A 23,640-nucleotide genomic window follows, 5' to 3' on the forward strand; every position below is an offset into this window, starting at 1 on the left:
TAATTTTATAGATAATAAAATGGGGTTTATTAAAATTTCTAAGTTCAGGTTTTTGCTCACAGGGCTTGTTCTTTTCTTTCTAATGATAGGGCAAACGGTTTCTGCACAGGAAGAGCCGAACGCCGCTCTGACAGATACTGCTCAGGAGCTAAATTCTTCTACCGGTTCGATCGGTGATACTCCTTCGGCTGTTATGTCTTCAGATGATTCAGAAACAGACGATGAAAGTACCCTTGCCGCTGCTGAAGAAGTTGTAGATAATTCTGCATTATATAAGTCGGTATACTTTTACTTATTGTTATTCGTGCTTTTATGTATTTTCCTGGGAATTATCGGGAAGGTGCTGAAGGTGTATGAACTTACCAGGGAGGTTCAGGGCAAGAAAGGCGGAATTAACTGGAATGCTATACAGAGCGTTCTTTTTATCCTTTTCCTGGTTGCAGGCCTGTATGGTACTTATTGGTCATACGACATCTGGGGCAATATGGCATCTGGGGAGTCTGCTTCCGTTCATGGAGACAGGTTAGACGCAATGATGTATATCACCATCACGATCACTACTATCGTATTTGTAATTACTCAGATCCTGTTGTTTGGCTTCGCGTTCAAATACACAGGGTCTAATACTCGTAAAGCATACTATTATCCGCACAACAACGCCCTTGAAAGACTTTGGACAATTATTCCTGCCTTAGTGCTTACTGGATTAGTGGTGTTCGGTTTCTTTACCTGGAGAAGTATCACCAACCCAAGCGAAGAAGAGCGGAACAACGCACTTAGTCTTGAAGTAACTGGTGAGCAGTTTAAATGGAACGTACGTTATGCCGGTGCAGACAATCAGTTAGGTTTACGGAACTATAAGCTGACTACACCTACAAACACGCTGGGTATTGATTTTCGTGATAAGAAGAGCTGGGACGATAAATTGGGTCCTGAAATCGTTCTTCCTGTAGGTCGTCCGGTTCGGGTGACTATCAACTCTAAAGACGTGTTGCACAGCTTTTACCTGCCTAACTTCCGGGTTCAAATGAACGCGGTTCCGGGGATGCCAACGTATTTCCAATTTACGCCGAAGTTCACTACGGAAGAGATGAGGGAAAAGATCAACAACCCGACCTTCAACTACACTTTATTATGTGCTAAAATTTGTGGTTCCGGGCACTATAACATGCAGTACAGAGTTACAGTTGTAAGTGAAAAAGAATATGAAGAATGGATTGTGAAACAGCCTTTATTCTTCAATGATGATATGAAAAAGGAACTACAGGCAGCTCAGCAAACAGAAGTTCCTGCCAATAACAACTTAGCTATTAATAATTAAAATACGATAGAGCGATATTATTATGTCAAGCACTACAATTCATAATACAATAGAGCACTCAGGACATGGGCATGATGACCACGGTCATCACCACCACGAAACCTTCATTACCAAGTACATCTTCAGCCAGGATCACAAAATGATCGCTAAGCAGTTCCTTATCACCGGAATTATTATGGGGGTGATCGGGATGCTTCTTTCGATCCTTTTCCGTATTCAGCTGGGTTGGCCTGATCAAAGTTTTCCTTTGCTGGAAACATTTTTAGGTAAATGGGCAGAAGGCGGACGTATTAAGCCGGACTTCTATCTGGCCCTGGTAACCATCCATGGTACCATCATGGTGTTCTTTGTGTTGACAGCTGGTTTAAGTGGTACATTCAGTAACTTACTTATCCCGCTTCAGTTAGGCGCACGAGATATGGCTTCTCCCTTCCTGAACATGCTATCGTACTGGTTTTTCCTTGCGGCGTGCGTGATCATGATGACTTCTTTCTTTGTAGAAAGCGGACCAGCAAGTGCCGGTTGGACTATCTATCCACCACTTTCGGCCTTACCACAGTCTATCTCCGGATCAGCAGCAGGTATGTCGCTCTGGTTGGCGAGTATGGTATTGTTCATTGCCTCTTCGTTGATGGGTGCTTTGAATTATATCAGTACTATTCTTAACATGCGTACTAAAGGTATGGACCTCTGGAAAATGCCTTTGACCATATGGGCGTTATTCCTTACAGCTGTACTAGGGGTACTTTCATTCCCGGTTCTTGTTGCAGGTGTGGTGTTACTAATCTTTGACCGTAGCGTTGGAACCAGCTTTTATCTTTCAGACATCGTTGTTCAAGGTCAAATCTTGCCTCAGCAGGGGGGAAGCCCAATCCTGTTCCAACACTTGTTCTGGTTCCTGGGTCACCCAGAGGTATACATTGTAATTATGCCTGCTTTGGGTATCACATCTGAAGTAATAGCGACTAACGCCCGTAAACCAATTTTCGGGTACCACGCGATGGTTTATTCCTTGATCGGTATTACCATTCTTTCCTTCATCGTTTGGGGACACCACATGTTTGTAACTGGTATGAACCCGTTCCTTGGAGGGGTGTTTATGATTACTACGCTGATCATTGCAGTACCCTCAGCTGTAAAAACGTTTAACTATTTAGCCACCTTGTGGAGAGGAAACATCCGGTTTACTCCAGCAATGTTATTTGCAATCGGGTTGGTATCCTTCTTTATTTCCGGAGGTTTAACTGGTATCTTTTTGGGTAATGCAGCATTGGATATTAACCTTCACGATACCTATTTCGTAGTTGCCCACTTCCATTTGGTAATGGGATCTGCAGCTATCTTCGGTATGCTGTGTGGTGTTTACCATTGGTTCCCGAAAATGTTCGGAAGAATGATGGACGATAAACTAGCTTACCTACACTTTTGGTTAACATTCATCGGTGCATACCTGGTATTTTTCCCAATGCACTTTATGGGACTGGATGGCGTGCCTCGCCGTTACTACGCTTTCACCGAGTTCGAATTCATGAAAGAATGGTTAACTGTAAATACATTCGTTTCTTGGGCTGCCATCGTAGCTGCTATTGGTCAGATTGCCTTTCTTTGGAACTTCTTCTACTCAATTTTCTACGGAAAGAAGGCTACTCAAAATCCATGGGAATCTAATACATTGGAGTGGACAACGCCGGTAGAACACCTGCACGGTAACTGGCCGGGTGAAATACCAACGGTGTATCGTTGGCCTTACGACTACAGCAAACCTGGTCACTCTGAGGACTTTATCCCTCAGACGACACCTTTCTCTCAAACCATGAGCTCTAATCTTCCACATGATTTCGAAGGAAATCCAGAGGCAGAGCGTATTCAGTTAGAATGGCAGAAAAAGCAGCAGGCAGAAGCTGAACAAGGGGTTTAATAGCAAAATAAATTAAATTTTTGGGGTATCTGCCGTAAGCTAATTACTTACAGATACCCCAAATTTGTATAAAGAGAGATATGTATCCGTCAAGCGAAAGGAGGTTTCTTGCAGCTAATCTGATAGCGATAGTTGCGCTTTTTGTCCTTATCCTTGCCGGAGGGGTAGTTAGAAGTACGGGTTCTGGTATGGGATGCCCGGATTGGCCGAAGTGTTTCGATCAATATGTACCTCCAACGCATGTCTCACAGCTACCGGAGGGTTATCAGCATAAGTTCGTTGAAGGGCGGGTTAAAAAAAATGAGCGTTTCGCCAGAAGTTTAGATCTTCTGGGTTTTGGCTCCCTAGCTGAAAAGATCAGAAACGACAAGAGTATTTTGGAGCCGGAGAGCTTTAATGCGGCAAAGACCTGGACAGAGTATGTCAATCGCTTAATTGGCGCACTTACTGGCTTGGTGTTGCTAGCCTGTGCCGTACTCTCCCTAACCTACATCAAGTCGAAAAAGAGAATCTTTTTCCTGAGCGTATTTAATCTCTTTTTAGTAGTATTTCAGGCTTGGCTGGGGTCGATTGTGGTCTCCACCAATTTATTATCCTGGGTAGTAACAATTCATATGTTACTGGCTCTGGCAATTGTTGGGATCACTATTTATACTTATTTCCATGCCCGTATTTTAAGGGACAGGCAAATACTGGCAAACAAAGCGCCTGGAGTGATAAAAACACTGGCAGTAGTTTCTGTTGGCCTTACGGTAGTTCAAATCGCAATCGGGACAGAGGTCCGCGAAGGTATAGATGCTATAGCAACGGCTTTGGACTTCGCAAATCGTGATTCATGGGTATCGCAGGTTGGGTTTAGCTTTAGCTTGCACAGGAACTTGTCCATTTTAGTGTTGCTGGTTAATCTTGCGCTTCTGGTCCTTATGAGAAGGAAATATCTTGGGAATAGCCATCAATTCAAGTTCGTTAGCTATGTGGTGCTGTTGATATTTGCGCAGTTAATCACCGGGATTACACTTTCTTACATGGCGCTGCCACCGGTATCACAAGCCCTGCATATCCTGCTAGCGAGTTTGGCCTTCGGAGCACAGTACTATCTGTTGCTAATCCTTAAGCAAAGTAAATTGTACAAATAATTAGGAAGAATTGGGCGAGGGAAGTTTTATATCGGACTTTAAGAAGCTTATTAAACTTAGGCTTACATTTTTAGTGGTTTTTTCAGCTTCTGTTTCCTTCCTCATCGGAAGTAAGGAACAAGGGGCGATTAACTGGATCAACTGGATCATTTTGACTATAGGCGGCTTTTTAGTCACCGGAGCGGCCAATGGATTCAATGAGATTATTGAAAAGGACTTGGATAAACTGATGTCAAGAACGAGTGATCGCCCGATTCCTGCAGGTAGGATGACTACCGGGCAGGCGCTGGTTTTGAGTCTGTTCATGGGCTTAGCTGGGACATTGATTCTTGTTCGGCTGAACTTTCTTACAGGTGTCCTGTCAGTCTTTTCGATCTTTTTATATGCGTTCTTATACACGCCATCAAAGCGGAAAAGCCCGATTGCTGTCTTTGTTGGAGCATTTCCCGGAGCCTTGCCACCGCTGATTGGCTATTTCGCGGCTTTCGACAATCCGCAAATCTCCTGGATACCAATCATCCTCTTTTTGATCCAGTTTGTGTGGCAGTTTCCGCATTTCTGGTCAATTGCCTGGGTACTCGACGATGATTACAAAAAGGCCGGATTCAGATTGTTACCTACTACAAAAAGGGATAAGATCAGCGCTTTTATGACTTTCCTTTCCACCATCGTACTTGTGCCGGTAAGTTTGATTCCCACTTTTATGGGCTTCGGTGGCTATGTAATAGGTGGAGTGTCATTAATTGCAGGACTGGTATTTGTTTGGTATGGTTATCTGTTGTATAGAAACCTTGATGTTTCCTCCGCAAGGAAGGTAATGTTCACTTCATTTTTTTATTTGCCTTTAGTTCAGTTAGTGTTGTTGTTTGATTTTGTTAGATAAATATGTTGACGTATATGGTACCGAGTTCTGTTGATCAGGATAGATTAAACCTGAGACCCAAGAAATTTTTGATGTGGTTATTCATCATCACGTCCTTCATGCTTTTTGCTGCCTTAACCAGTGGCTTTATTGTGTACACGGCCGGCGACCCCTCGAGAGGAATAAAAATGATCCTGCCAAAGCTGTTTTTATATAGCTCTATCGCTATTGTAGCCAGCAGCGTAACCATGCATCTTGCATATGGGGCAGCAAAGAAGTTGCAATTTAGCAGACAGCGCCTGTTCCTGGCCATCACCATCGTGTTGGGTATCTTATTTTTTGTCATGCAGTTGCTTTCGTGGCGAGGTTTGATTGAGAACGGCGTCTATTTTGTAAACCCAAATGCTTCTCAATCCTTTCTTTATGTACTAACGGGAGCACATTTACTCCACATTTTTGCGGGGCTCATAGTGCTGCTAACTAGTTTTGCCGGAACTTTCAAAAGCGTTGCTCAGGTAAAGAACGTTTTTCGGATGGAGATGGCCGCCATTTTCTGGCATTTTCTGGATATACTATGGATTTATTTATATGTTTTCTTACTTTTGAACCAATAACTTAATATGAGTACTACTACTGTTTCGAAATTAGACGAAGTAAAAACGGGCGCCTGGGACGGTGGCACCTCGCCAGTAAATGTCGAGTACGGAAAGATCATGATGTGGTTCTTCCTGTTGTCAGATGCTTTTACATTTTCCGCATTTTTGATTTATTACGGTGCAATAAGGTTTAGTAAAGTTTTTTGGCCTGATCCTGATGTTGTATTCCAGTCTATTCCCGGGGTAGCGGATCATGGTTATCCTCTTGTCTTTGTGGGTATCATGACTTTTATCCTGATCATGAGTTCTGTTACGATGGTACTAGCGGTAGAAGCAGGCCATAGAGGTTCGAAAAAGGAAGTAGTTAACTGGATGATCTGGACTATCATCGGTGGAATAACATTCCTTGGCTGTCAGGCTCTTGAGTGGTCACACTTGCATCATGAAGGTTATTGGTGGGGAAGTATCCCTGAAAGTTATAAAGGTATCGAGCAGGTCGGCGCTCTCCAGTTCGCCAATCTCTTTTTTACCATCACAGGCTTCCATGGATTCCACGTATTTAGCGGGGTAATTATCAACATTATAATCCTGTTTATGACCCTGGGTAACGTTTTTGAGAAACGCGGTACCTATCTGATGGTTGAGAAGGTAGGTCTTTACTGGCACTTTGTAGACCTTGTTTGGGTCTTCGTATTTACCTTCTTTTATCTGGTTTAACTTTAGATTTTACAGAAATGGCTGAACATACACATTCACACGATAATGGGCATGATGAACATGCCTCAATGTCTAAAAAGAAGATCTGGCAAGTATTCTTCTATTTGCTGGGAATTACAGCGCTTGAGTTTTTTATCGCTTTAGTTGTTATTCCTAAGTTTGGAATGAGCCAGGGGGTAGCGAACTTTATTTATATTGTTCTGACGCTCTGGAAGGCTTTCTATATCGTTGCTTACTTCATGCACTTGAAGTTTGAGAAATATGCCTTCATCTCCAGCATTGTTGTTTCACTAGTTTTTATAGTTTACTTTATTGTCTTGATGCTGACAGAAGGAGCATATCTCCATACTCATATGCCTCGCTAATGAGCAACAAATCTTCTTCTTTAAAAAAAGTTTTAATCCTGGTATCCATCCTTGCGGTACCAGGATTTTTATATTATTTACTACAGGAAAAAGGGAAAAACCGATACCGTCCTCTCAGTATTTACGGGCCTAAGGAAGTTGCTTCTACCTTTCACACAAAACGTGGTAAGAAAATTCCGGACACCATTTATCATCAAATAGGTAATTTTAAGCTTGTCGGTAGAACAGGCGACTCGGTAGCTTTTCCGGCTGATACGGGTAAGATAGCGGTCGTTCATTTCTTTGACACAAAGTGTAAAACTTGTCCGGGCATCCCCGTTATGCAAAGAGTGGCGGAAGTTTACAACGATAACCAAATGGTTCTCTTTTATTCTATTGCGGTTGATAAAACCGGCAACGATTCCGCAGTGCTTGCCAAACTATCCGACTCACTCAACACACATGGTGCCAACTGGAGGTTTTTAGGAGGCAACTCGGGGGAGATATCCGATCTAGCGCGGAAGGAGTTTTTAGTTGATGTCTTCGAGCGAAAAACAGGAGATACGGTGACTAGTCCGATAATTGTGCTGGTAGATCCCAGAAAGCGCATACGTGGTTTTTACGATGCTTCTAGTAGAGAACAGGTTGATAAATTATTGGACGAAATAAAGGTCCAGATTGCTGAAGAGCTGCGTCAGGTGGCCCATTACTAAATTTGGTATGAACGACAAGGTAGTTTTACGACTGGTTACAGTTGTTTCCATTTTTGTTTTTTTAGTTGTCGCCGTACTGCAGGCGAAAGTTATTAATATCTTCCCGGAAGGGACTGAGGTCCCTCAGTGGGTATTTAACCTGCCGAGGCTAAATGCGTTTATCAATGGAACCTGTAGCGTTCTTTTGGTGATTTCCCTAATTCAAATTAAGAATCGCAACATACGTACGCACAAGATACTTAACGTCATTACGTTTATTCTGTCTTCTCTGTTCCTGGTTTCGTATATCATCTTTCATGCAACAGGTATTCGTACTAGTTACGGAGGCGAAGGGCTGGTGCGATATATCTATTATTTTATCCTGATCACACACATAATCCTTGCCGCGGTCGTCCTACCACTGGTGTTACTTAGCTTTTATAGTGGACTCCAGATGAATGTTGCGCGGCATCGGAAGCTCGTGCGTTGGAGCTTCCCGATATGGTTATATGTAACGGTGACCGGCGTAATTGTTTATGTAATGATTGCCCCTTATTATACCTTTTAGCCTGGAAAATGATAGCAGGATAGTCGTTTATAGGGATCTTTAGTATAATTTTGTACTATGAAAGTTTTTAGGTTTTGTGTTGTCGCTTTATGCTTGGGGATGGTCCTGACTTTTCATAACCAGGCTTCTGCTCAGTGTGCTATGTGTAGTATGAATGCAGAGAATTCCGTGCAAAACGGAAATACACAAGGGAAGGGGTTGAACGATGGGATTCTATACTTGCTCGCTGCACCTTATTTGGCAGTGGCTGCAGTAGGTTATCTATGGTACAAGCGATATAGGAAGAAGAACGTTACTATCGAACTGCCGGAAGAAAGAATTCATCTCAATTAAGTGGAGATATTGAAGGCTGATGACTTCAATATTCAAAGCAGTAGCTGAGTCAAGGTGCCCCAGGTGCCGGAGAGGAAAAATTTTTCCCGGAGCCACGTATAGTCTGGGAGTGCAACGAATGGACGAGCATTGCCCGAACTGAGGTTTGAAGTTTGAGGTGGAGCCGGGCTACTTTTAGGCAGCACTATGTATAAGTTAGGCCTTTAACGTGGCCGAAATGCAGGAACAGCCCTTCTGACCTTCTATGTTACTGCTTAAGGTCCTTTACTCTATCTCGGGGTGATTTTTGCCGTGATCTTGATGCTCGTTCCATTTAATTACCGGTATTCGCGGGTAATTTTTCTGCATTGGTTGTCTCAAAAGTAAAATATAACCCTGATCTTGATAAATGATTACTAGATCCACCTTAGATTTTCTTTCCAAGCTCCAGGAAAACAACCACCGGGAATGGTTTCAGGAGCATAAGAGTGAGTATGAAAGTGCCAGAGAGAACGTTTATGAGTTTACTTTGGCTCTTATAAAAATATTATCTGAAATTGATCCGACGGTGCCAGCTGATCTCGACCCCAAAAACTGTGTGATGAGGATCTACAGGGATATTCGTTTCAGCAAAGACAAAACGCCCTACAAAACTAATTTTGGCATTGCCATTTCTGGAAATGGGAAAAACTTTAAGGGGCCCGGATATTACTTCCATATCCAGCCGGGAAAGTCGTTCATTGCGGGAGGCTCCTGGTTTCCCGGAGCGGAGGAATTGAAAGCCATAAGGCAAGAGATCGACTATAATGCAAGCGACTTTCATGACTTAGTTAACGATGCCGCTTTTAAGGAGATGTTTGGGGATCTCGATACAGAGGGCAAGTTAAAGACTGTACCAAAAGGCTATTCTGCCGATCATCCTGAGATCGAATATCTGAAGCTTAAGAGCTTTACCGTTAGCCGGTTGGTGACAGATGCTGAGCTATCTAGCCCTAAGGTAAACGCTTTAGCGCAGGCAGCTTTCGAAAAATTATATCCTTTAATCGTTTTTTTACGTAATGCCATTGCTTAATATTGCAATTATGAAGAAATTGTTTTTCCTACTTTTTACGACTATGTGCCTCAGTTCTTGTGTAGTTTTATCTACAAAAAAATACAAAACACTGGTGGCAGAGCGTGATTCTCTTGCTAATGGCCTGAACGGCGCAAATGTTAAAATTACTAGCTTGGAGGAGGAGTTGACTCGTCTGCGTGCAGATACGGCTTCTCTTAATAATAGAATAGCTGCTCTGGAAGCTAAGCTTACCGGCCTGGATGCTAATTACGCATCTTTAAGGGCTAATAGTTCGTCAGAAATTAAGAAGCTGTCTGCTGATCTTCAGAAAAGGGAAGCCCGCTTGAAAGAGGTGGAAGATATCTTGCGCAAGCGGGACGAAGCGACTAACGCACTTCGCGATAAGCTCCAGAAGGCATTGCTGGGTTTTCAACAAAGCGGACTTACGGTAGAGATTCGGCATGGTAAGGTATACGTTTCGCTGACTGACAAACTCCTTTTCGATACGGGAAGTATCATCATTGATGAAAAAGGGAAGCAAGCCCTCACTGAACTTGCGAAGGTTTTGAAGACGCAGCCGGAAATCAATATTTCGGTGGAAGGTCATACCGACAATCAGCGGGTTGCTAATTTGGGTCAGATTAAGGATAACTGGGACTTAAGTGTGTTGAGAGCCACTTCAGTGGTTCGTTACCTTACTGACGTGCAGAAGATCGAAAATACGAGGATTACGGCAACCGGGAAAGGGCAGTATCAGCCCCTGGCAAGTGGTAACACACCTGAGGAACGTAGCCGCAACCGGAGAATTGAGATCGTTCTTTCGCCAAAGCTTGATGAACTGTACGATCTAATAAAGTAAGAGACGTTCGAAAAATTATATGGAAAAGCTGTAATGAGACTCATTACAGCTTTTTAAGTTTTAGAAAGGACTGTTGAATTCGTTAAAGCGAGGAAGTACTTTGTCTTTTGCGGACAAGATCACCTCGTCCTCGCTCAACCCCCACTTGATATTCAATTCAGGATCGTTCCATATCACACCGATCTCAGAGGCCTTGTCATACAGATTAGTCACTTTATAGCTGAAGATGGTGTTGTCTTCAAGGGTGACGAAACCGTGCAGAAATCCAGGTGGGATCCAGAACATTTTAAAGTTATCGCCGCTCATTTCAATGCTTACATGTTGTCCGTAAGTTGCTGAGCCCTTCCTGATATCTACTGCGACATCAATGACCCTTCCCTGGATAACCCGTACTAATTTTCCCTGAGCAAATGGGTTTGCTTGTCCGTGAAGCCCCCGTAGTGTACCCCGTTGGGAGAAGGACTGATTATCCTGTACAAAATCTTCGTCAATACCTGCTTCGCTAAAAAGTTTCTTGTTATAGCTTTCGTAGAAGTAGCCGCGATCGTCTTTCCAGATTTTTGGTTCAATAATAATTAAGTCGGGGATAGAGGTTTGGATGAAGTTCATTATTAATCTACGTATTCCATCAAGGAGCTAAAGGAAACAAATCTATTTTTGAATTCTGCTGCATGCAGATCCATGATTTTTGGGATGTGATTTTCCTGAAAATCTTTCAGATTCCCAACGGTATCGATGACGAATTGAAGACAATAGGTGGTGCCTTCATTGGGCGAATCAAGAACTTTAAGAAGCCGTTTGGAAACCACCAGCGTGCTATCCATTACTTCTGGAATAAATCTATCGTTCATCCAATTCAACCACTCTTCATTTATGGCATCATCAATGATTATCGTGATGTTGTATAAAATCATTCGCGAAGATAAAACTTTAAATTCAGCTTAGCCCAGTGAATCGCCACGCAAAGTACGAAAGCGCTTCCGTGCTTCAGTAACATGCAGGCTTCCGGGATAGTCGGTGATTATTTTTTGGTAGAACACCTTTGCTTTTTCGGCGTCATTCAGCCGGGTTTCATAAAGATCCCCCAAAATAAAAAGAGCGTCGTCGGCCCATAGGTCGAAGCTAAAATTGTCTACGATAAGTTGCAATTGTGCTGTGGCCTTCGACAAATCGTTTTGTTTTAAATAGATTCTTGATTTCGCCATCAGGATATCATCGGCCAGGGAATTTCCCGGAAAAAGCACGTTAATGCTATCGAGCGCCGTTAACGCTTTATCCAGCATGTTGCTGAAGATGTAATGGTCAGCACGAGCATAGATCTTTAACGCATTTGTATCCGCTCTTGTGGCGGTGTTTTCCTGAATTAGCAAACTCAGATTCAGTGCGTCATTTGCAATTAGTTGAGAGGTGGAGCTCTTCAATACGTCCAGCTGGGCTTTAGCCCAGGCAAAATCCCCCTGAAAATAAGAAAGCTTGGCATTCCGGAATTTTGCTTCCTGGCCCGCGGGCTCGTTCGCGAAATCTTTCTCTACCTGGCCGTAAATTAAGGCAGCTTCCCAAACTTCACCTGTTAGTATGTAGACGTCGGCTAGTTCCAGCTTAATTTGGGAAACTATAGAGGGGGGCAAGGCTGGTACTTTTAGAGTCTCCTCTAATAGAAGTTCGGCCTCTTTCGCTTTTCCCAGATGCTGAGCTTGCAGCCGTGCCAATTGTCGCATCGCAAACACAGTGTTCCTGCCTTTACCAAATTCTTTTAGCATCTCCAGGTATTCTTTTTCCAGGGTAGTGAGCTCTGCCGGACTAAACTTCCTGGCAGTAAGCTGCTCGCTTTTAGCACTGAGGATCTGGATTTTGGAAGGGATGTAATATTGGTTTTTATCTCCCTTGGTAAGCAGGTATTGAAAACCTTCGACGGCTGGTGCGTAAGCTTTATTAGCTACAAGTAAAAGCGACAAATCATATACACGGTCTCCTTCTTCCTTCAATCGTTTGTCAAGCGCGATCGTCTGCCGCAAAGCTAAATCATATTGCTTCTGCTGCAGATAGACCCAGGAAAGCAGCTCAGAATAGGCAAGGTTCTGAGGATTTTTTTGTAGTCTTTTGATAAGCGTTTGTCTTAGCCCATTGTAATCTTCCGGTGTTTCAAATACCATCGAAAAGGTACTCTTCGCCTGATTCACGATCTGATCGCTCTCCTGCGGAACACTCATCAGGTTAATATATTCCTCTACCAGCATGGGCTTGTTCTTCTGAAAGCGATACAAAGACAGCAGGTCAAAGGCAAATGCCATGTCGTCATTTAAAACTTTTCTGCCGTTCAGCAGCGTCTTTATGGCATAGTCAAACGCATCAGCACGGTAGAAGTTGATTGACAACTCGCGGATAGCGTATTCATTTTTTTGAAGATTCCGAACCAGGCCGTTGTACCAGTCGGCCGCCTTTTCTTGCTGACCGCGTTCCTGCAGTAATTTCCCGTAATCTACCTGGTAGGTGTAGTTGTCAGGGAATGTTTTTATCATGTTTTTGATCACCTTTTCTGCTTCATCATGTTTTTTTAAGTTGAAAAGGGAATTCAGATACTGGTCGTAGTAGCCCGCGCTATTTTGCCTGAAAAGCTTCTCATAGATAGTGAGAGCCTTATCAAACTCGCCGTTCTGATAATATTGCGCAGCCAGGGCATCCTCATTGCTTCTTTGAGAGAAAGCGGAGGAGATAGTAAAAATGAGTAGTAAATGCAGAACCAGTTTTTTCATGCAGCGCTATCCTTGCTAGTTAAAGATAACGACTAATGCTTTGTTTTAATGTATCTATGTAAAAATGCTGTATTCTAAATGTTACTTCTCTTAAAACCTAAAACGGTTATTTTAGTAATTCAAACTTGGTTTTTCACAGAGGGGTTCGGATGCTTATGCAAATTATAGTTAAGATCGTTTTATGTATTTTTCTGTTAGGGATCGGTGCCAGCTGTCGGGAGGGTAAAAATGTAAGAATTGTCCCCGTTGAGGACTTTTTCAGAAGCCCTGAAATGACTAGCTTCCAGATTTCCCCTGACGGACAGTACATCTCTTACCTGAAACCCTTCAAAAATCGTCTTAATATTTTCGTCCAAACGTTGGATGGCAAAAATGTAAAACGTATCACTGAAATAGACAATAGTAACGTTACTTATTATAGTTGGGCCAGCAATGATCAGCTGTTGTTCAGAACGGATCGGAGCAGTGGCGCTTTCCTGTATTCAGTGTTTAAAGATGGGAGCAATTTTAAAGAGCTGATTTCGGATGAACGGGTTAATTTGAAGCTAATCAATACCAAAAATTTTTATGGAAACCGGGTGCTGGTGGGGTTGAACAGGCGCGACTCTACCGTGTTTGATGCCTATAGCCTCAATCTCCGCACTGGCGACCTGAAGCTGGAGGAGAAAAATCCAGGAAACATTTTCCAATGGTATGCCGACGAGAATGGAAAGCTTAGGATGGCAATGGCTAGCGACGGTGTGAATGAAACCTTGCTATTTCGGATCAGTGAGAATGATCGGTTTAAGCCTGTTATCTCAAATAACTTCAAGAGCCGGATTATTCCTGTAGGCTTTTGCGGAAGCAACAAGAATTGTATTTATGCATTGTCGAATGTCAATCGCGACAAGCTGCATCTTGTCAAATTCAACTGCAATACGGGTAAAGAGATGGAGACGATCTTTAGTCATGACGAGGTGGATGTTTCCGAAGGGGGCTACTCGAACAAACGCCGTAAACTTATCTTCGCTGGTTATGAAACCTGGAAAAAGGAACGGCACTATATAGACGATTCTTCAAGAGTTGTTTACGCAGCTTTGCAGAAGCAAATGCCGAATACAGAGATCGTTCTAGTTGATCAGGACGCTCTAGGCACGAAATACATTGTTAAAACGTTTACTGATCGCTCTCCCGGTGCCTTCTACCTCTATACAACAGCTGATAATAAACTTCTGAAGCTTAGTGATGTTAACTCTTCTATTCAAGAGGAAGAGATGTGTAAAATGGAGCCGCTATCTTTCAAGAGCCGCGACGGAAAGGTAATCCATGGGTACCTGACCCTGCCTCTGAACGGAACCGCTAAAAATTTACCCGTAGTGGTGCTGCCTCATGGAGGTCCGTCCAATAGAAACTCCTGGGGATTTAGTGCCGAAGTGCAATTTCTGGCCAACAGGGGATATGCCGTTTTCCAGATCAACTATCGGGGCTCCGATGGCTATGGGAAGCAGTTTTGGATCAGTGGCTTTAAAAAGTGGGGAACGGATATGCAGAATGATATTACGGATGGAGTAAAATGGTTGATTAGTGAAGGCGTAGCCAACCCAAAGAAAATTGCTATTTACGGCTCCGGTTTCGGTGGGTTCAGCGCCATGCATGGCCTCTGTTTTCAACCCGATTTGTATGTCTGCGGTGCCTCTCAGTCGGGATATTTAAATTTGTTTACCTATCTCAAAGCCGTTCCGCCTTATTATAAACCTATCCTCCAGATGTATTATGAGATGGTAGGGAATCCCGAAAAGGACATGGATTACCTGAGAGCCGTTTCTCCTGTTTTTCATGCGGATAAGATAAAAGCTCCGGTTCTGATTGCGCAGGATGCGAAGGATCCACGGGTTAAGGTGAACGAAACAAACCAGTTTGTGAAGGAGCTCAAGAAAAGGCAAATTCCTGTTACCTACATCGTGAAAGAGAAGGAGCGTTATACCTTGCGTAACCCCGAGAACAGAATTGATTTCTACAGGCAGTTGGAAGATTTTCTTGAAAAAAATCTGAAATAGAGATTTGTGGAATGAGATTTCAAGCTTCTTCATACCGGAAAAATTTCTTCCTTAATATAACCTTCATCGTTTTAGTGCTATTGTCTTTGCTGGCAGCACTGTCTATCGCTTATAATCTTACGAAAGACCAAGTTCGAAGTGAGTTTGAGGCAAAAAAAATAGATGTGCTGGAGGAAACCGTGAGGCCCTATAATGATTTTTTTCAGAACACGTTGCCTGAGGTCTCTTTTTATCAAGGCTACCTTGATTCTACTTCTGCTGCAAAGTTTGCATACACTGTTTTGCGGGAGTACAAGTTTATTTCCAGCATCGTCTTTTACGATACTCAGATCTCGAACCGGCCTTCACCGATTGCTTTTCGATCGCATAATCTCTATATATCCCCGGTCTCCATTTATCAATTCAAAAGAGATAGCACCAATTTTACGCTTATTTATCACCGTCGAAATGAGGGTCCTATTTCACTGCGTTACCTGGAGGAGTTTAATAAAGTTGCCGGGAAATTAGCTGCGCATGTTGAGGTTACAGACTCGGTAAAGGCAATGGCAGGCGAAGAGTTTGCAAACGTATTTTACAATATCACGCAAAATCGCGTAACGTATATGAATATCCCCCGGGAGGAAGATCTGAAGGTATTTAAACAGCTGATGTTTGACCCCTCAGAGCGACCGGTTGTTTTTGAGCAGGATGTGCTATCGTTTAAACTTAACGCCTACGAGTTCAGAGTGGTAAATAGCCACCCACAACTCTATCAATTCGTGACTATTAAACCAATTGTTTATGAGGCGGTGGGCGAAGGCGACAGGTACGTTACTACGGAAATACCACTATCAGGCGCTTTTGCCGATTATAAGCTCTATTTCAGGTCCACTGAAGAACACCTGTTGTCCCGGGTTAATAGTAAATTCTTGCCGGTGGCGCTAATTATCCTGGTTGTATATCTGGTGCTCGGCTTTATCGGTTACTTGATTTACAGGAACCTCTATATCAATAACCGCCTGTTCAAGCTGCAATACGACTTCCTCAATAACCTAACTCACGAGTTTAAGACACCTGTAAGTGTAATCAAGATTGCCGGGAATAATATCAGAAGCGCAAAAGAGCTTTCAGAGCGGGAGCGTTTGCATTATGGAAAAATTCTTGATGAGGAGGCGGATAAGCTGAATGATCTGATGAACAAGCTGCTGTCGTTCACACAGATCGAAAACCAGAGTATTCAAATCAAAAAGGAGGAGATTAACCTCGACGTTTTTGTTCAGAATCTTGTTGATGCTTACCAGATCAAGTATCCGGAGTTTGAGATCAAGTATGATATCCGCAATGTAGAGCGATTTAACAGCGACCCTGTATTGCTTACCAGCATTTTTCAGAATTTGATTGATAATGCCTATAAATATTCCATGCCCAAACGAAAGATCCTGGATATTTCTATTAGTTTAGAGAGGGGCAATATTATCTTCCGATTTGCTGATCAGGGTATTGGCATCCCCAAAGAAGAGATGAACAATATTTTCCAGAAGTTCTACCGCATTCAAAGTCAGTACAACCAGCAGGGTAGCGTGGGCCTGGGATTGGCTTTTTGCAAAGAACTGGTTAATTTTATGAACGGACAGATTTCTGTAAAGAGTAAAGTCGGAGTCGGCTCTGAGTTTACTATAATACTTCCTTATAATGACTAACATGAAGAAAGATATCAAAGTTGCCATTGTTGAAGATGATGAAAACCTTCGGTTTCTGGTTGCCCACCGCCTGCAATCAGAAGGGTATACAGTACTTGAAGCATCGGATGGAGATGAAGCTGAGAAATTGATTCTGGAAGAAAAGCCAGAAATTGTATTGTTGGACTGGATGCTGCCAGGAAAACAAGGATCGGATGTGTGCAAGGCCGTGAGGGAAAAAGGTTTTGAAAACATCGTGATTATGATGACTGCTAAAGCGCAGGACGTTGATAAGATTGATGCCTATAGTTTCGGAGTAAGCGACTATGTCACTAAGCCGTTTAACATGGACGTATTGGTAGCGCTGATTGAGAACAAGGTGAAATTTGTAATTAACAACGAACGCTCTGAGGTAGGCAAGTTCGGAAATATGGAACATCATCCGAATACTCATTCGCTATTGAAGGATGGAAAGAAGATCGAACTTACTATTCTTGAGAACCGAATTCTGCTTTATTTTCTTAAAAATGCCAATAAGGTGATTCACCGGGATGAGCTGATGATGGTAGTATGGGGATATAATTCGGATGTGAACACGCGCACGCTAGACATGCACATCGTACGGCTGCGTAAGAAGATTGAAGACAATCCGGACTCACCTCATTATCTCCAAACGGTACGGGGAATAGGGTATAAATTTGTAGCATAAGCATGAAAACCGGGCGACCGGTTTTTTTTTTTGTCTTGTTGTCTCTACCTAAAACTCCGGATAGGTACAGTCTTACAGTGGGCTAACCAGACTGGCAAGATAAACCAGAATAAACTGTAAGATCATCGTCCCGTCAAGGAGAAGAAAATAGTAGTATTCGTTTTTCTTAAATTCCGATTTGAAGATCAGCCACCCGGTGAGTACGATGGTCAGTGTTAAGGCGAAGAAATATGCGTCGAACTCTTGTGTGAAGGCAAAAAGCAGCGTTACATAGGCTCCCAGCAGAAGTTGACAGAAATAATAAGCCTTTTTCTCGCCCAAAATAACGGGAATCGTTTTCAGCTCGTACCGTTTGTCCTGGTACAGATCCCGGATATCGAAAGGTACGGTGATGGCAGCAATGAAGAGAAAGCGCTTTGCTATTAAAAGAATGGTGTTGTTGACCGAAACGTTAAAGTCCTCCTGTTGCCCGATCTCCAGAATAGGCAGCAGGACACAGCTGAGGGACCAGATCAGGGCGATGAGAAACAGCTTCAAGCCCGGCACATTTCGCAAACCAAACTTTTTATCATTGATGCTGAAAATCGGCAAATTGTAGGTGACGGCAGTTACTGCCAGGAAAAACAACAGGACCTTCGAGGCGGTAGATACAAACAGCACTAAGGGGATGATCGAAAGCACGGCGATCAAGGTAAGTGTAATGATCATCCGGTAATGCGAAAATACCCATTTTACCCGCCTGAACAGTGATTGTTCAGGCTTTGCCGGCTTCGACATAATAGCGCTAAAGTTATAGAGCGCTAACGTCGAGCAAAATAGTAGTGCCAGCACGTACTCGTCACACCGGGCATCTAAAAGATGATAGGTTACACAAGCTTGAGCTACAGCACAAAGAGCTATAAAAACGTTGCTGAAAAGCAGGAAGTCTAACGTTTGCCTGATGGTTTTTTGTATGCTAAACGATCGGGGGTCTGGCATTAAACTATTGTTTTAAAGACGGTTAAGCCCGCTTTAACTCAAATATAGTTATTTCGGGTAATATTCCAACCCGGCCCGGGTAGCCCAGAAAACCGTATCCAACGTTTACATACAATTGCTGCTCTTGCTCCTGGTACAAGCCTGCCCATTCCTTATAGATGTATTGAACCGGGCTCCATTGCAGTTCCTCTAATCGTACACCAAATTGCATTCCGTGGGTGTGGCCACTGAACATTGCATCAATGTTTGTTTGTCCCAGGACCTGGGCACGCCAATGTGACGGGTCGTGCGATAGTAGCAACTTCACAGGTAAGTCGTCGGTGTTTTGCACGGCCAGATCAAGCCGCCCATGGCGGACGAAGCGTCCCGCTCCCCAGTTTTCTATGCCCAGTACTCCAATTTCCTCGCCATCTACTTTAAGTCGCCTATGGGTGTTCAATAGTAAATCCCAACCCATATTCTTGTGCGTTGCTTTCACGTCGGCAAGGTTTTTAGCCTTTGCAGCCGAGGGGCCCTTCCCATAATAATAATCACCGTAATCGTGATTTCCCAATACCGAGTAGACGCCGAGAGGCGCTTTTATTTTCGAGAAGATGTCTTGATAGTCGCGCATCTCAGAAGCAACGTTGTTGACAAGATCACCAGTGAAGAACACAAAATCAGGTTTTTCAGCCATTAGCATTTCTACGCCGCCCAGCACCGCTTTTTTATTATAAAAGCTGCCTGAATGCACATCTGAAATTTGAGCCATCCGTATGCCATCAAAAGCCTTGGGAAGATTCTTGAGGTAGAGCTTCCGTCGTTTTACCTGATAGTCGTGTGCTCCTGAGGCTATTCCCCAGGTTAAGGAGGCAAGCGGAATTGAGGCCATCACGAGTCCTGCTTTCACCAGAAACTCTGACCGTGGAATTTTATCTTCCTCCAAAGCGGTGTTGCTCGCTTTCGACAAAGCTGGCTCTTGCTTCTTTTTGCCCGTCCATTTGATAATTGCCCGCCTGATGTCGTCAGCAAACAGAAAAGGAAGGTAAAATACCTTTGTAACAAAGGTCAAAAAGAAAGCGACCAGAATAATGGCCCGGATGGAAAGGATCAGATTGAAGAAAATGCTGGCGAAAACCCCTGCAATCAACAGAAAAGAATAGCCCCACCAAATGTAGGTGAAGGTGTTTCTGGTTTTTTCTGTCTTCTTTTTGCTTAAGGTTTTAAGAGCATTGAGAATATACCAATCGATTATGAGCAGTAGTGAGCTGATAATAAGAAGCGGAATAATGCGATCTGACATCTTTATGAAAAGTCCGTTTTAGTTCAAAAGTCGTTAAGGCCGATTGAAATAATTTCTTCGGCAACTTAATCGGGCAAAAGTAATACTTGTTGGCTTAATACTTGTCGTCATCGAAGCCTTCTTCGTCATCATCATCGTTAAAGGAGGCATTGAACAAGCTGCCAAACATGTCTTTGAATGCATATCCCTTATCAAGGAACGATTTGCTGACTTGCGAAAACTCAGAAAGGCCATGAAGCAAGAATTCCATCAATAACAATTGCTGGTTTTCACTTAGACGGGGATGGAATTGTTTTATTACAGCTTTTAATCCGGGTACTGAATGTAACAGGTCCTTATATTCCTGTTGCGACTGGTCGTCCAGTAAAGTCAGGCTATTTCCACTGCCGAACCAGTTGATAATTTCGGAGTAAGGATTATTACCTTTTGATCTTTTTAGCTTTTCCGGATCCGGAAAGTACTGGATCATGAGCGTTTTAATGGCCTTTCCAACCAGAATATTTGCCACTTTCGCCGGACCTTCCTGCTCGCCTTCATAAACCAGCTCAATTTTGCCGGTGATGGCAGGGATTACACCAAGGAAGTCGGAGATGCGCACGAAGGTTTGCTTTTCTCCATTTACCAGCATCCTTCTTTCGGCGGTACTGATTAGGTTTTCGTAGGCCGAAATAGTAAGCCTTGCGGACACACCTGATTTCTTATCGATATACTCTGAATTTCTTGCTTCAAACGCAATCTGTTCCACCAGGTCTTTCACTAAACCGTCGGCTTCCACAGTTTCCCGTTGTTCTTTGGTTAAGGATGCCTCCTGCTGGGTAATCTTCCTGGAGATATCGATGCTTCTCGGGTAGTGGGTCAGGATTTGGCTTTCGATACGGTCTTTCAGCGGGGTAACAATCGAGCCGCGGTTGGTATAATCTTCAGGGTTTGCCGTAAATACAAACTGGACATCGAGGGGAAGCCGTAGTTTGAAGCCCCTGATCTGAATGTCTTTTTCTTGTAGGATGTTGAATAAAGCTACTTGAATACGCGCCTGCAAATCCGGTAGCTCGTTGATGACGAAGATGCTCCGGTGAGCGCGCGGAATCAGTCCAAAGTGAATTACCCGTTCATCCGAATACGTAAGTTTCAGGGTTGCAGCTTTGATCGGGTCAACGTCACCAATTAGATCCGCAACAGTTACGTCGGGAGTAGCCAATTTTTCTGTATAACGTTCTGATCGGTGTAGCCAGGCGATGGGAGTGTTGTCTCCCTGTTCTTCGATGCTGGTTCGGGCAAACCAGGAAATCGGTGCGAAGGGATCATCATACAGTTCTGATCCCGCTACATAGGGAATGTACTCATCCAGCAGGTTCACCATTAACCTTGCTAAACGCGTTTTTGCTTGTCCCCTCAGCCCTAGCAGCAGAATATTATGCTGTGACAAGATCGCAGTTTGAAGATCAGGCATCACCGTGTCCTCATACCCAATGATTCCTTCGAAACCAGCTTCTTTATTCTTAAGTTGTTTGATCAGATTTTCACGTAGTTCCTGTTTTATGGAGCGCGGCGTATATCCAGATTTTTTTAACTCACCAAATGTTTTAATATCAAGTAGTTTGTTCATTGTTTTTCTTTTTGTTGATGCTCAGCGTGAGCTGTTTCTGTGCTCTTCTGCAAATTGATGCAGCTTCGGATGCTGGCTATCTTACGGTTCTTCTCCGGTTGCGGATATAGTCTTCAAAGATATATTCACCTAAGCCTTTCAAGGAGCTGTAGAAAGCTTTACCACCATTTATTTCGGTAAACTTCCTGACGAATTGTTGTAAATAGGGGTCCCGTGCAATCATGAATGTAGTGATGGGGATGTTAAGTCGTTTACATTCGGCCGCTTTGTTCAACGTCTTGTTCACCACCTTTCTATCCAGACCTATACTGTTTTTGTAGTATTTCGCTCCTTCTTTTAAGCAGGTCGGCTTACCGTCGGTGATCATAAAGATCTGCTTATTGTGCGTTTTCCTGCGCCGTAAAATATCTACCGCCAACTCGAGGCCAGCATAAGTATTGGTATGGTACGGTCCCACCTGAAGGTAGGGGAGGTCTTTTAACGTGATCGGCCAGGCATCGTTCCCAAAAACCACAATATCGAGAGTATCTTTGGGGTACTTCGTCCGAATTAATTCGGCCAGCGCCATTGCCACTTTTTTTGCCGGCGTGATGCGGTCCTCTCCATACAGGATCATCGAGTGTGAAATGTCAATCATCAGCACGGTAGAGGTCAAGGTCTTGTAGTCTTTTTCTTCGACTTCCAGGTCTCGCTCCGTCATAGTAAAATCGCCTATGCCATGATTGATCTGTGCATTGTGGATGGAGGCAGTCATGTCAATTTGATCAAGACTGTCGCCAAATTGAAATTCCCGCCGGTCGGCGTTTTTCTCCTCTCCAAGCCCCGATAGATTCGTGTTGTGGCTCCCCTTTCCTGATTTTTTTAGTTTCCCGAAAATCTCTTCGAGCGCCGACTGCCGGATGCTTTGCTCGGTTTTGCCTGTTATCTTAAAGCCCCCTGGGTTGTTATCATCGTTGTCGATATACCCGCGCTGCTTCAGGTCGTCAATAAAATCGCCCATGCCGTACTCATCGGTGGTCAGATTGTACTGCTTATCAAGTTCGTTCATCCAGGCTAAAGCTTCGTTTGCGTCGCCGGCGGTATAGTTAAGTAGTTCGAGGAAAAGCTTTAGCAGTTCATCAAATCCACCCTTTGGTATTTCACGTGGAACATATTTGGAAAATGAATAACCCCGCATATTTCGCCTTTCTTCAGTTAATGATAACGGATAAACGAAGTTAATAGTTTGTGGCAGAGGGGATGTTAAGGGGATGTAAAATTGATGCTTAACCGATGATCGCCGCGATGTCGCTGAGGGTATAGTCAGGTGTAGCCCCGGTTTTAGAAGCTACGAGCGCACCCGCTCCACAAGCCTGGGTTAGAATGGTCCCTACCGGGAGCTCATCCAGCCATCCTTTCACGAAACTGGCCAAGAAGGCATCGCCGGCACCCACAGTGTCTGCTACGGTAACTTTGAATCCTTTATGGCTGAAGTACTCCCCTTCGTGATACGCTGCAGCTCCTTCGGCGCCAAGAGTAACACAGATAGTAGGAGTGTTTATTGCAATGCTTAACTCGGTAAGCAGGGTTTTTGTGTCTGATCCCCGAAGGTGGTATAAATTTTTAAGATAATCCAGTTCATGTTCGTTGATCTTCAAAAGGTTGCAGTGTTGCATCAGCTCCTCAAGAATTACAGAACTAAAATGAGGCGGGCGAAGGTTCATATCAAACACTTTGAACTTAGCCAGTGCCAGCAACTGCATAAGGGTTTTTCGGCTTATTTCGTTTCTGGCTGCCAGACTGCCATAGACCATTGCGTCTGCAGCTTGCGTAATGCGGGATAGTGCTTCATTAAAGTAGATTTCATCCCAGGCAACTGGTTCGACTATGATGTAGCTGGCTTGCATGTACTCATCCAGTTCTACATCAACTATTCCCGTTGGCAAGTCAAAATGCTCCTGTACCAGAGAAAAATCGAGCTTATACTGTTTCAGAAAATGTTTTAATTCCTGGCCCTCTTCGTCGCGGCCAATGCTGCTAATTAGCCGACTATCTACACCCTGCCGGGATAGGTGAAGCGCGACGTTCAAAGGCGCTCCGCCCACTTTTTTTCCGCTGGGCAATTTGTCCCACAAAACTTCACCAAAACATATTACCTGATGCATAAGGCGCTATTTTAAAGAGGGTAATTCATAAATGCTAAATCAGGAAAAAGTGTTTTAGATCTTGAAAGTATTTTTCGAAATAAGAACTTCGGGGA

General features: G+C 43.6%; 23 protein-coding genes. 15 read left to right on the plus strand and 8 right to left on the minus strand.

The genetic code is table 11. The features are described 5' to 3' along the window. Positions 1–19 precede the first annotated feature (19 nt). From J4N23_RS08675 to J4N23_RS08730, 12 genes are all read left to right on the plus strand, one after another. Positions 20–1,321: a cytochrome c oxidase subunit II gene (locus J4N23_RS08675; RefSeq protein ID WP_207426567.1), complete on the plus strand. Its 1,302-nt coding sequence runs from the start codon at positions 20–22 to the stop codon at positions 1,319–1,321. Between the two features lie 22 nt (positions 1,322–1,343). Continuing rightward, complete coding sequence (locus tag J4N23_RS08680) at positions 1,344–3,239, plus strand: cbb3-type cytochrome c oxidase subunit I (RefSeq protein WP_207426568.1); 1,896 nt, start codon at positions 1,344–1,346, stop codon at positions 3,237–3,239. 80 nt (positions 3,240–3,319) lie between these two features. Further along, positions 3,320–4,375, plus strand: a complete 1,056-nt coding sequence (locus J4N23_RS08685; RefSeq protein WP_207426569.1) for a heme A synthase — start codon at positions 3,320–3,322, stop codon at positions 4,373–4,375. Between the two features lie 10 nt (positions 4,376–4,385). Continuing rightward, positions 4,386–5,258, plus strand: coding sequence for a heme o synthase (gene cyoE / locus J4N23_RS08690; RefSeq protein ID WP_207426570.1), 873 nt, complete (start codon positions 4,386–4,388; stop codon positions 5,256–5,258). 14 nt (positions 5,259–5,272) lie between these two features. Then, the gene (locus J4N23_RS08695; RefSeq protein WP_242689165.1) at positions 5,273–5,851 is read left to right on the plus strand and encodes a cytochrome c oxidase subunit 3; all 579 of its coding nucleotides are present in this window, start codon (positions 5,273–5,275) and stop codon (positions 5,849–5,851) included. Positions 5,852–5,857: 6 nt separating this feature from the next. Next, positions 5,858–6,550 (plus strand): cytochrome c oxidase subunit 3, encoded by a 693-nt coding sequence (locus J4N23_RS08700; RefSeq protein ID WP_207426572.1) that lies wholly within the window; start codon positions 5,858–5,860, stop codon positions 6,548–6,550. Positions 6,551–6,567: 17 nt separating this feature from the next. Next, positions 6,568–6,915, plus strand: a complete 348-nt coding sequence (locus J4N23_RS08705; protein WP_207426573.1) for a cytochrome C oxidase subunit IV family protein — start codon at positions 6,568–6,570, stop codon at positions 6,913–6,915. Next, the gene (locus tag J4N23_RS08710) at positions 6,915–7,607 is read left to right on the plus strand and encodes an SCO family protein (protein WP_207426574.1); all 693 of its coding nucleotides are present in this window, start codon (positions 6,915–6,917) and stop codon (positions 7,605–7,607) included. Before J4N23_RS08705 ends, J4N23_RS08710 begins: the two co-directional genes overlap by 1 nt. A gap of 7 nt (positions 7,608–7,614) precedes the next feature. Beyond that, the gene (locus J4N23_RS08715; protein WP_207426575.1) at positions 7,615–8,154 is read left to right on the plus strand and encodes a DUF420 domain-containing protein; all 540 of its coding nucleotides are present in this window, start codon (positions 7,615–7,617) and stop codon (positions 8,152–8,154) included. A gap of 57 nt (positions 8,155–8,211) precedes the next feature. Continuing rightward, a complete protein-coding gene (locus tag J4N23_RS08720) occupies positions 8,212–8,487 on the plus strand; it encodes a hypothetical protein (protein WP_207426576.1) in 276 nt (91 codons plus the stop codon). Positions 8,488–8,875: 388 nt separating this feature from the next. Beyond that, positions 8,876–9,538, plus strand: coding sequence for a DUF2461 domain-containing protein (locus tag J4N23_RS08725; protein ID WP_207426577.1), 663 nt, complete (start codon positions 8,876–8,878; stop codon positions 9,536–9,538). Between the two features lie 10 nt (positions 9,539–9,548). Beyond that, on the plus strand, positions 9,549–10,379 hold the full coding sequence (locus J4N23_RS08730; RefSeq protein ID WP_207426578.1) for an OmpA family protein: 831 nt from the start codon (positions 9,549–9,551) through the stop codon (positions 10,377–10,379). A gap of 60 nt (positions 10,380–10,439) precedes the next feature. On the opposite strand, the gene rfbC is transcribed toward J4N23_RS08730, so the two are convergent. The 3 genes from rfbC to J4N23_RS08745 are packed head-to-tail and all read right to left on the minus strand — an operon-like array spanning position 10,440 to position 13,132. Then, complete coding sequence (gene rfbC / locus J4N23_RS08735; protein WP_207426579.1) at positions 10,440–10,988, minus strand: dTDP-4-dehydrorhamnose 3,5-epimerase; 549 nt, start codon at positions 10,986–10,988, stop codon at positions 10,440–10,442. Positions 10,989–10,990: 2 nt separating this feature from the next. Further along, a complete protein-coding gene (locus tag J4N23_RS08740) occupies positions 10,991–11,293 on the minus strand; it encodes a DUF4286 family protein (RefSeq protein WP_207426580.1) in 303 nt (100 codons plus the stop codon). 27 nt (positions 11,294–11,320) lie between these two features. Next, positions 11,321–13,132, minus strand: a complete 1,812-nt coding sequence (locus J4N23_RS08745) for a tetratricopeptide repeat protein (RefSeq protein ID WP_207426581.1) — start codon at positions 13,130–13,132, stop codon at positions 11,321–11,323. 155 nt (positions 13,133–13,287) lie between these two features. Between J4N23_RS08745 and J4N23_RS08750 the strand changes: the two genes are divergently transcribed. The 3 genes from J4N23_RS08750 to J4N23_RS08760 are packed head-to-tail and all read left to right on the plus strand — an operon-like array spanning position 13,288 to position 17,535. Beyond that, on the plus strand, positions 13,288–15,168 hold the full coding sequence (locus J4N23_RS08750) for a S9 family peptidase (protein WP_207426582.1): 1,881 nt from the start codon (positions 13,288–13,290) through the stop codon (positions 15,166–15,168). A gap of 11 nt (positions 15,169–15,179) precedes the next feature. Then, positions 15,180–16,847, plus strand: coding sequence for a sensor histidine kinase KdpD (locus J4N23_RS08755; protein WP_207426583.1), 1,668 nt, complete (start codon positions 15,180–15,182; stop codon positions 16,845–16,847). A gap of 1 nt (position 16,848) precedes the next feature. Further along, positions 16,849–17,535 carry a response regulator transcription factor gene (locus J4N23_RS08760; protein WP_207426584.1) on the plus strand — a complete coding sequence of 229 codons (687 nt, stop codon included), beginning with the start codon at positions 16,849–16,851 and terminating at the stop codon, positions 17,533–17,535. A 72-nt stretch (positions 17,536–17,607) separates the two neighbouring features. On the opposite strand, the gene J4N23_RS08765 is transcribed toward J4N23_RS08760, so the two are convergent. The 5 genes from J4N23_RS08765 to J4N23_RS08785 form a co-directional block, all read right to left on the minus strand. Then, on the minus strand, positions 17,608–18,513 hold the full coding sequence (locus J4N23_RS08765) for a UbiA family prenyltransferase (protein WP_207426585.1): 906 nt from the start codon (positions 18,511–18,513) through the stop codon (positions 17,608–17,610). Between the two features lie 22 nt (positions 18,514–18,535). Beyond that, positions 18,536–19,795 carry a metallophosphoesterase gene (locus tag J4N23_RS08770; RefSeq protein ID WP_207426586.1) on the minus strand — a complete coding sequence of 420 codons (1,260 nt, stop codon included), beginning with the start codon at positions 19,793–19,795 and terminating at the stop codon, positions 18,536–18,538. Positions 19,796–19,889: 94 nt separating this feature from the next. Then, entirely contained in the window at positions 19,890–21,401 is a 1,512-nt protein-coding gene (locus tag J4N23_RS08775; RefSeq protein WP_207426587.1) for a sigma 54-interacting transcriptional regulator, read from the minus strand. Positions 21,402–21,477: 76 nt separating this feature from the next. Continuing rightward, the gene (locus J4N23_RS08780; RefSeq protein WP_207426588.1) at positions 21,478–22,578 is read right to left on the minus strand and encodes a VWA domain-containing protein; all 1,101 of its coding nucleotides are present in this window, start codon (positions 22,576–22,578) and stop codon (positions 21,478–21,480) included. A gap of 88 nt (positions 22,579–22,666) precedes the next feature. After that, positions 22,667–23,545 carry a carbohydrate kinase gene (locus tag J4N23_RS08785; protein WP_207426589.1) on the minus strand — a complete coding sequence of 293 codons (879 nt, stop codon included), beginning with the start codon at positions 23,543–23,545 and terminating at the stop codon, positions 22,667–22,669. Between the last annotated feature and the right edge of the window lie 95 nt (positions 23,546–23,640).

The organism is Pedobacter sp. SYSU D00535 (assembly GCF_017355855.1).
GTDB lineage: Bacteria > Bacteroidota > Bacteroidia > Sphingobacteriales > Sphingobacteriaceae > Desertivirga.

Bases quoted from the DNA above. Each gene is read 5' to 3' on its own strand.
- J4N23_RS08675 (WP_207426567.1), top strand. From the start codon at position 20: ATGGGGTTTATTAAAATTTCTAAGTTCAGGTTTTTGCTCACAGGGCTT.
- J4N23_RS08680 (WP_207426568.1), top strand. From the start codon at position 1,344: ATGTCAAGCACTACAATTCATAATACAATAGAGCACTCAGGACATGGG.
- J4N23_RS08685 (WP_207426569.1), top strand. From the start codon at position 3,320: ATGTATCCGTCAAGCGAAAGGAGGTTTCTTGCAGCTAATCTGATAGCG.
- J4N23_RS08695 (WP_242689165.1), top strand. From the start codon at position 5,273: ATGGTACCGAGTTCTGTTGATCAGGATAGATTAAACCTGAGACCCAAG.
- J4N23_RS08700 (WP_207426572.1), top strand. From the start codon at position 5,858: ATGAGTACTACTACTGTTTCGAAATTAGACGAAGTAAAAACGGGCGCC.
- J4N23_RS08705 (WP_207426573.1), top strand. From the start codon at position 6,568: ATGGCTGAACATACACATTCACACGATAATGGGCATGATGAACATGCC.
- J4N23_RS08710 (WP_207426574.1), top strand. From the start codon at position 6,915: ATGAGCAACAAATCTTCTTCTTTAAAAAAAGTTTTAATCCTGGTATCC.
- J4N23_RS08715 (WP_207426575.1), top strand. From the start codon at position 7,615: ATGAACGACAAGGTAGTTTTACGACTGGTTACAGTTGTTTCCATTTTT.
- J4N23_RS08720 (WP_207426576.1), top strand. From the start codon at position 8,212: ATGAAAGTTTTTAGGTTTTGTGTTGTCGCTTTATGCTTGGGGATGGTC.
- J4N23_RS08725 (WP_207426577.1), top strand. From the start codon at position 8,876: ATGATTACTAGATCCACCTTAGATTTTCTTTCCAAGCTCCAGGAAAAC.
- J4N23_RS08730 (WP_207426578.1), top strand. From the start codon at position 9,549: ATGAAGAAATTGTTTTTCCTACTTTTTACGACTATGTGCCTCAGTTCT.
- rfbC (WP_207426579.1), bottom strand. From the start codon at position 10,988: ATGAACTTCATCCAAACCTCTATCCCCGACTTAATTATTATTGAACCA.
- J4N23_RS08740 (WP_207426580.1), bottom strand. From the start codon at position 11,293: ATGATTTTATACAACATCACGATAATCATTGATGATGCCATAAATGAA.
- J4N23_RS08745 (WP_207426581.1), bottom strand. From the start codon at position 13,132: ATGAAAAAACTGGTTCTGCATTTACTACTCATTTTTACTATCTCCTCC.
- J4N23_RS08750 (WP_207426582.1), top strand. From the start codon at position 13,288: ATGCAAATTATAGTTAAGATCGTTTTATGTATTTTTCTGTTAGGGATC.
- J4N23_RS08755 (WP_207426583.1), top strand. From the start codon at position 15,180: ATGAGATTTCAAGCTTCTTCATACCGGAAAAATTTCTTCCTTAATATA.
- J4N23_RS08760 (WP_207426584.1), top strand. From the start codon at position 16,849: ATGAAGAAAGATATCAAAGTTGCCATTGTTGAAGATGATGAAAACCTT.
- J4N23_RS08765 (WP_207426585.1), bottom strand. From the start codon at position 18,513: ATGCCAGACCCCCGATCGTTTAGCATACAAAAAACCATCAGGCAAACG.
- J4N23_RS08770 (WP_207426586.1), bottom strand. From the start codon at position 19,795: ATGTCAGATCGCATTATTCCGCTTCTTATTATCAGCTCACTACTGCTC.
- J4N23_RS08775 (WP_207426587.1), bottom strand. From the start codon at position 21,401: ATGAACAAACTACTTGATATTAAAACATTTGGTGAGTTAAAAAAATCT.
- J4N23_RS08780 (WP_207426588.1), bottom strand. From the start codon at position 22,578: ATGCGGGGTTATTCATTTTCCAAATATGTTCCACGTGAAATACCAAAG.
- J4N23_RS08785 (WP_207426589.1), bottom strand. From the start codon at position 23,545: ATGCATCAGGTAATATGTTTTGGTGAAGTTTTGTGGGACAAATTGCCC.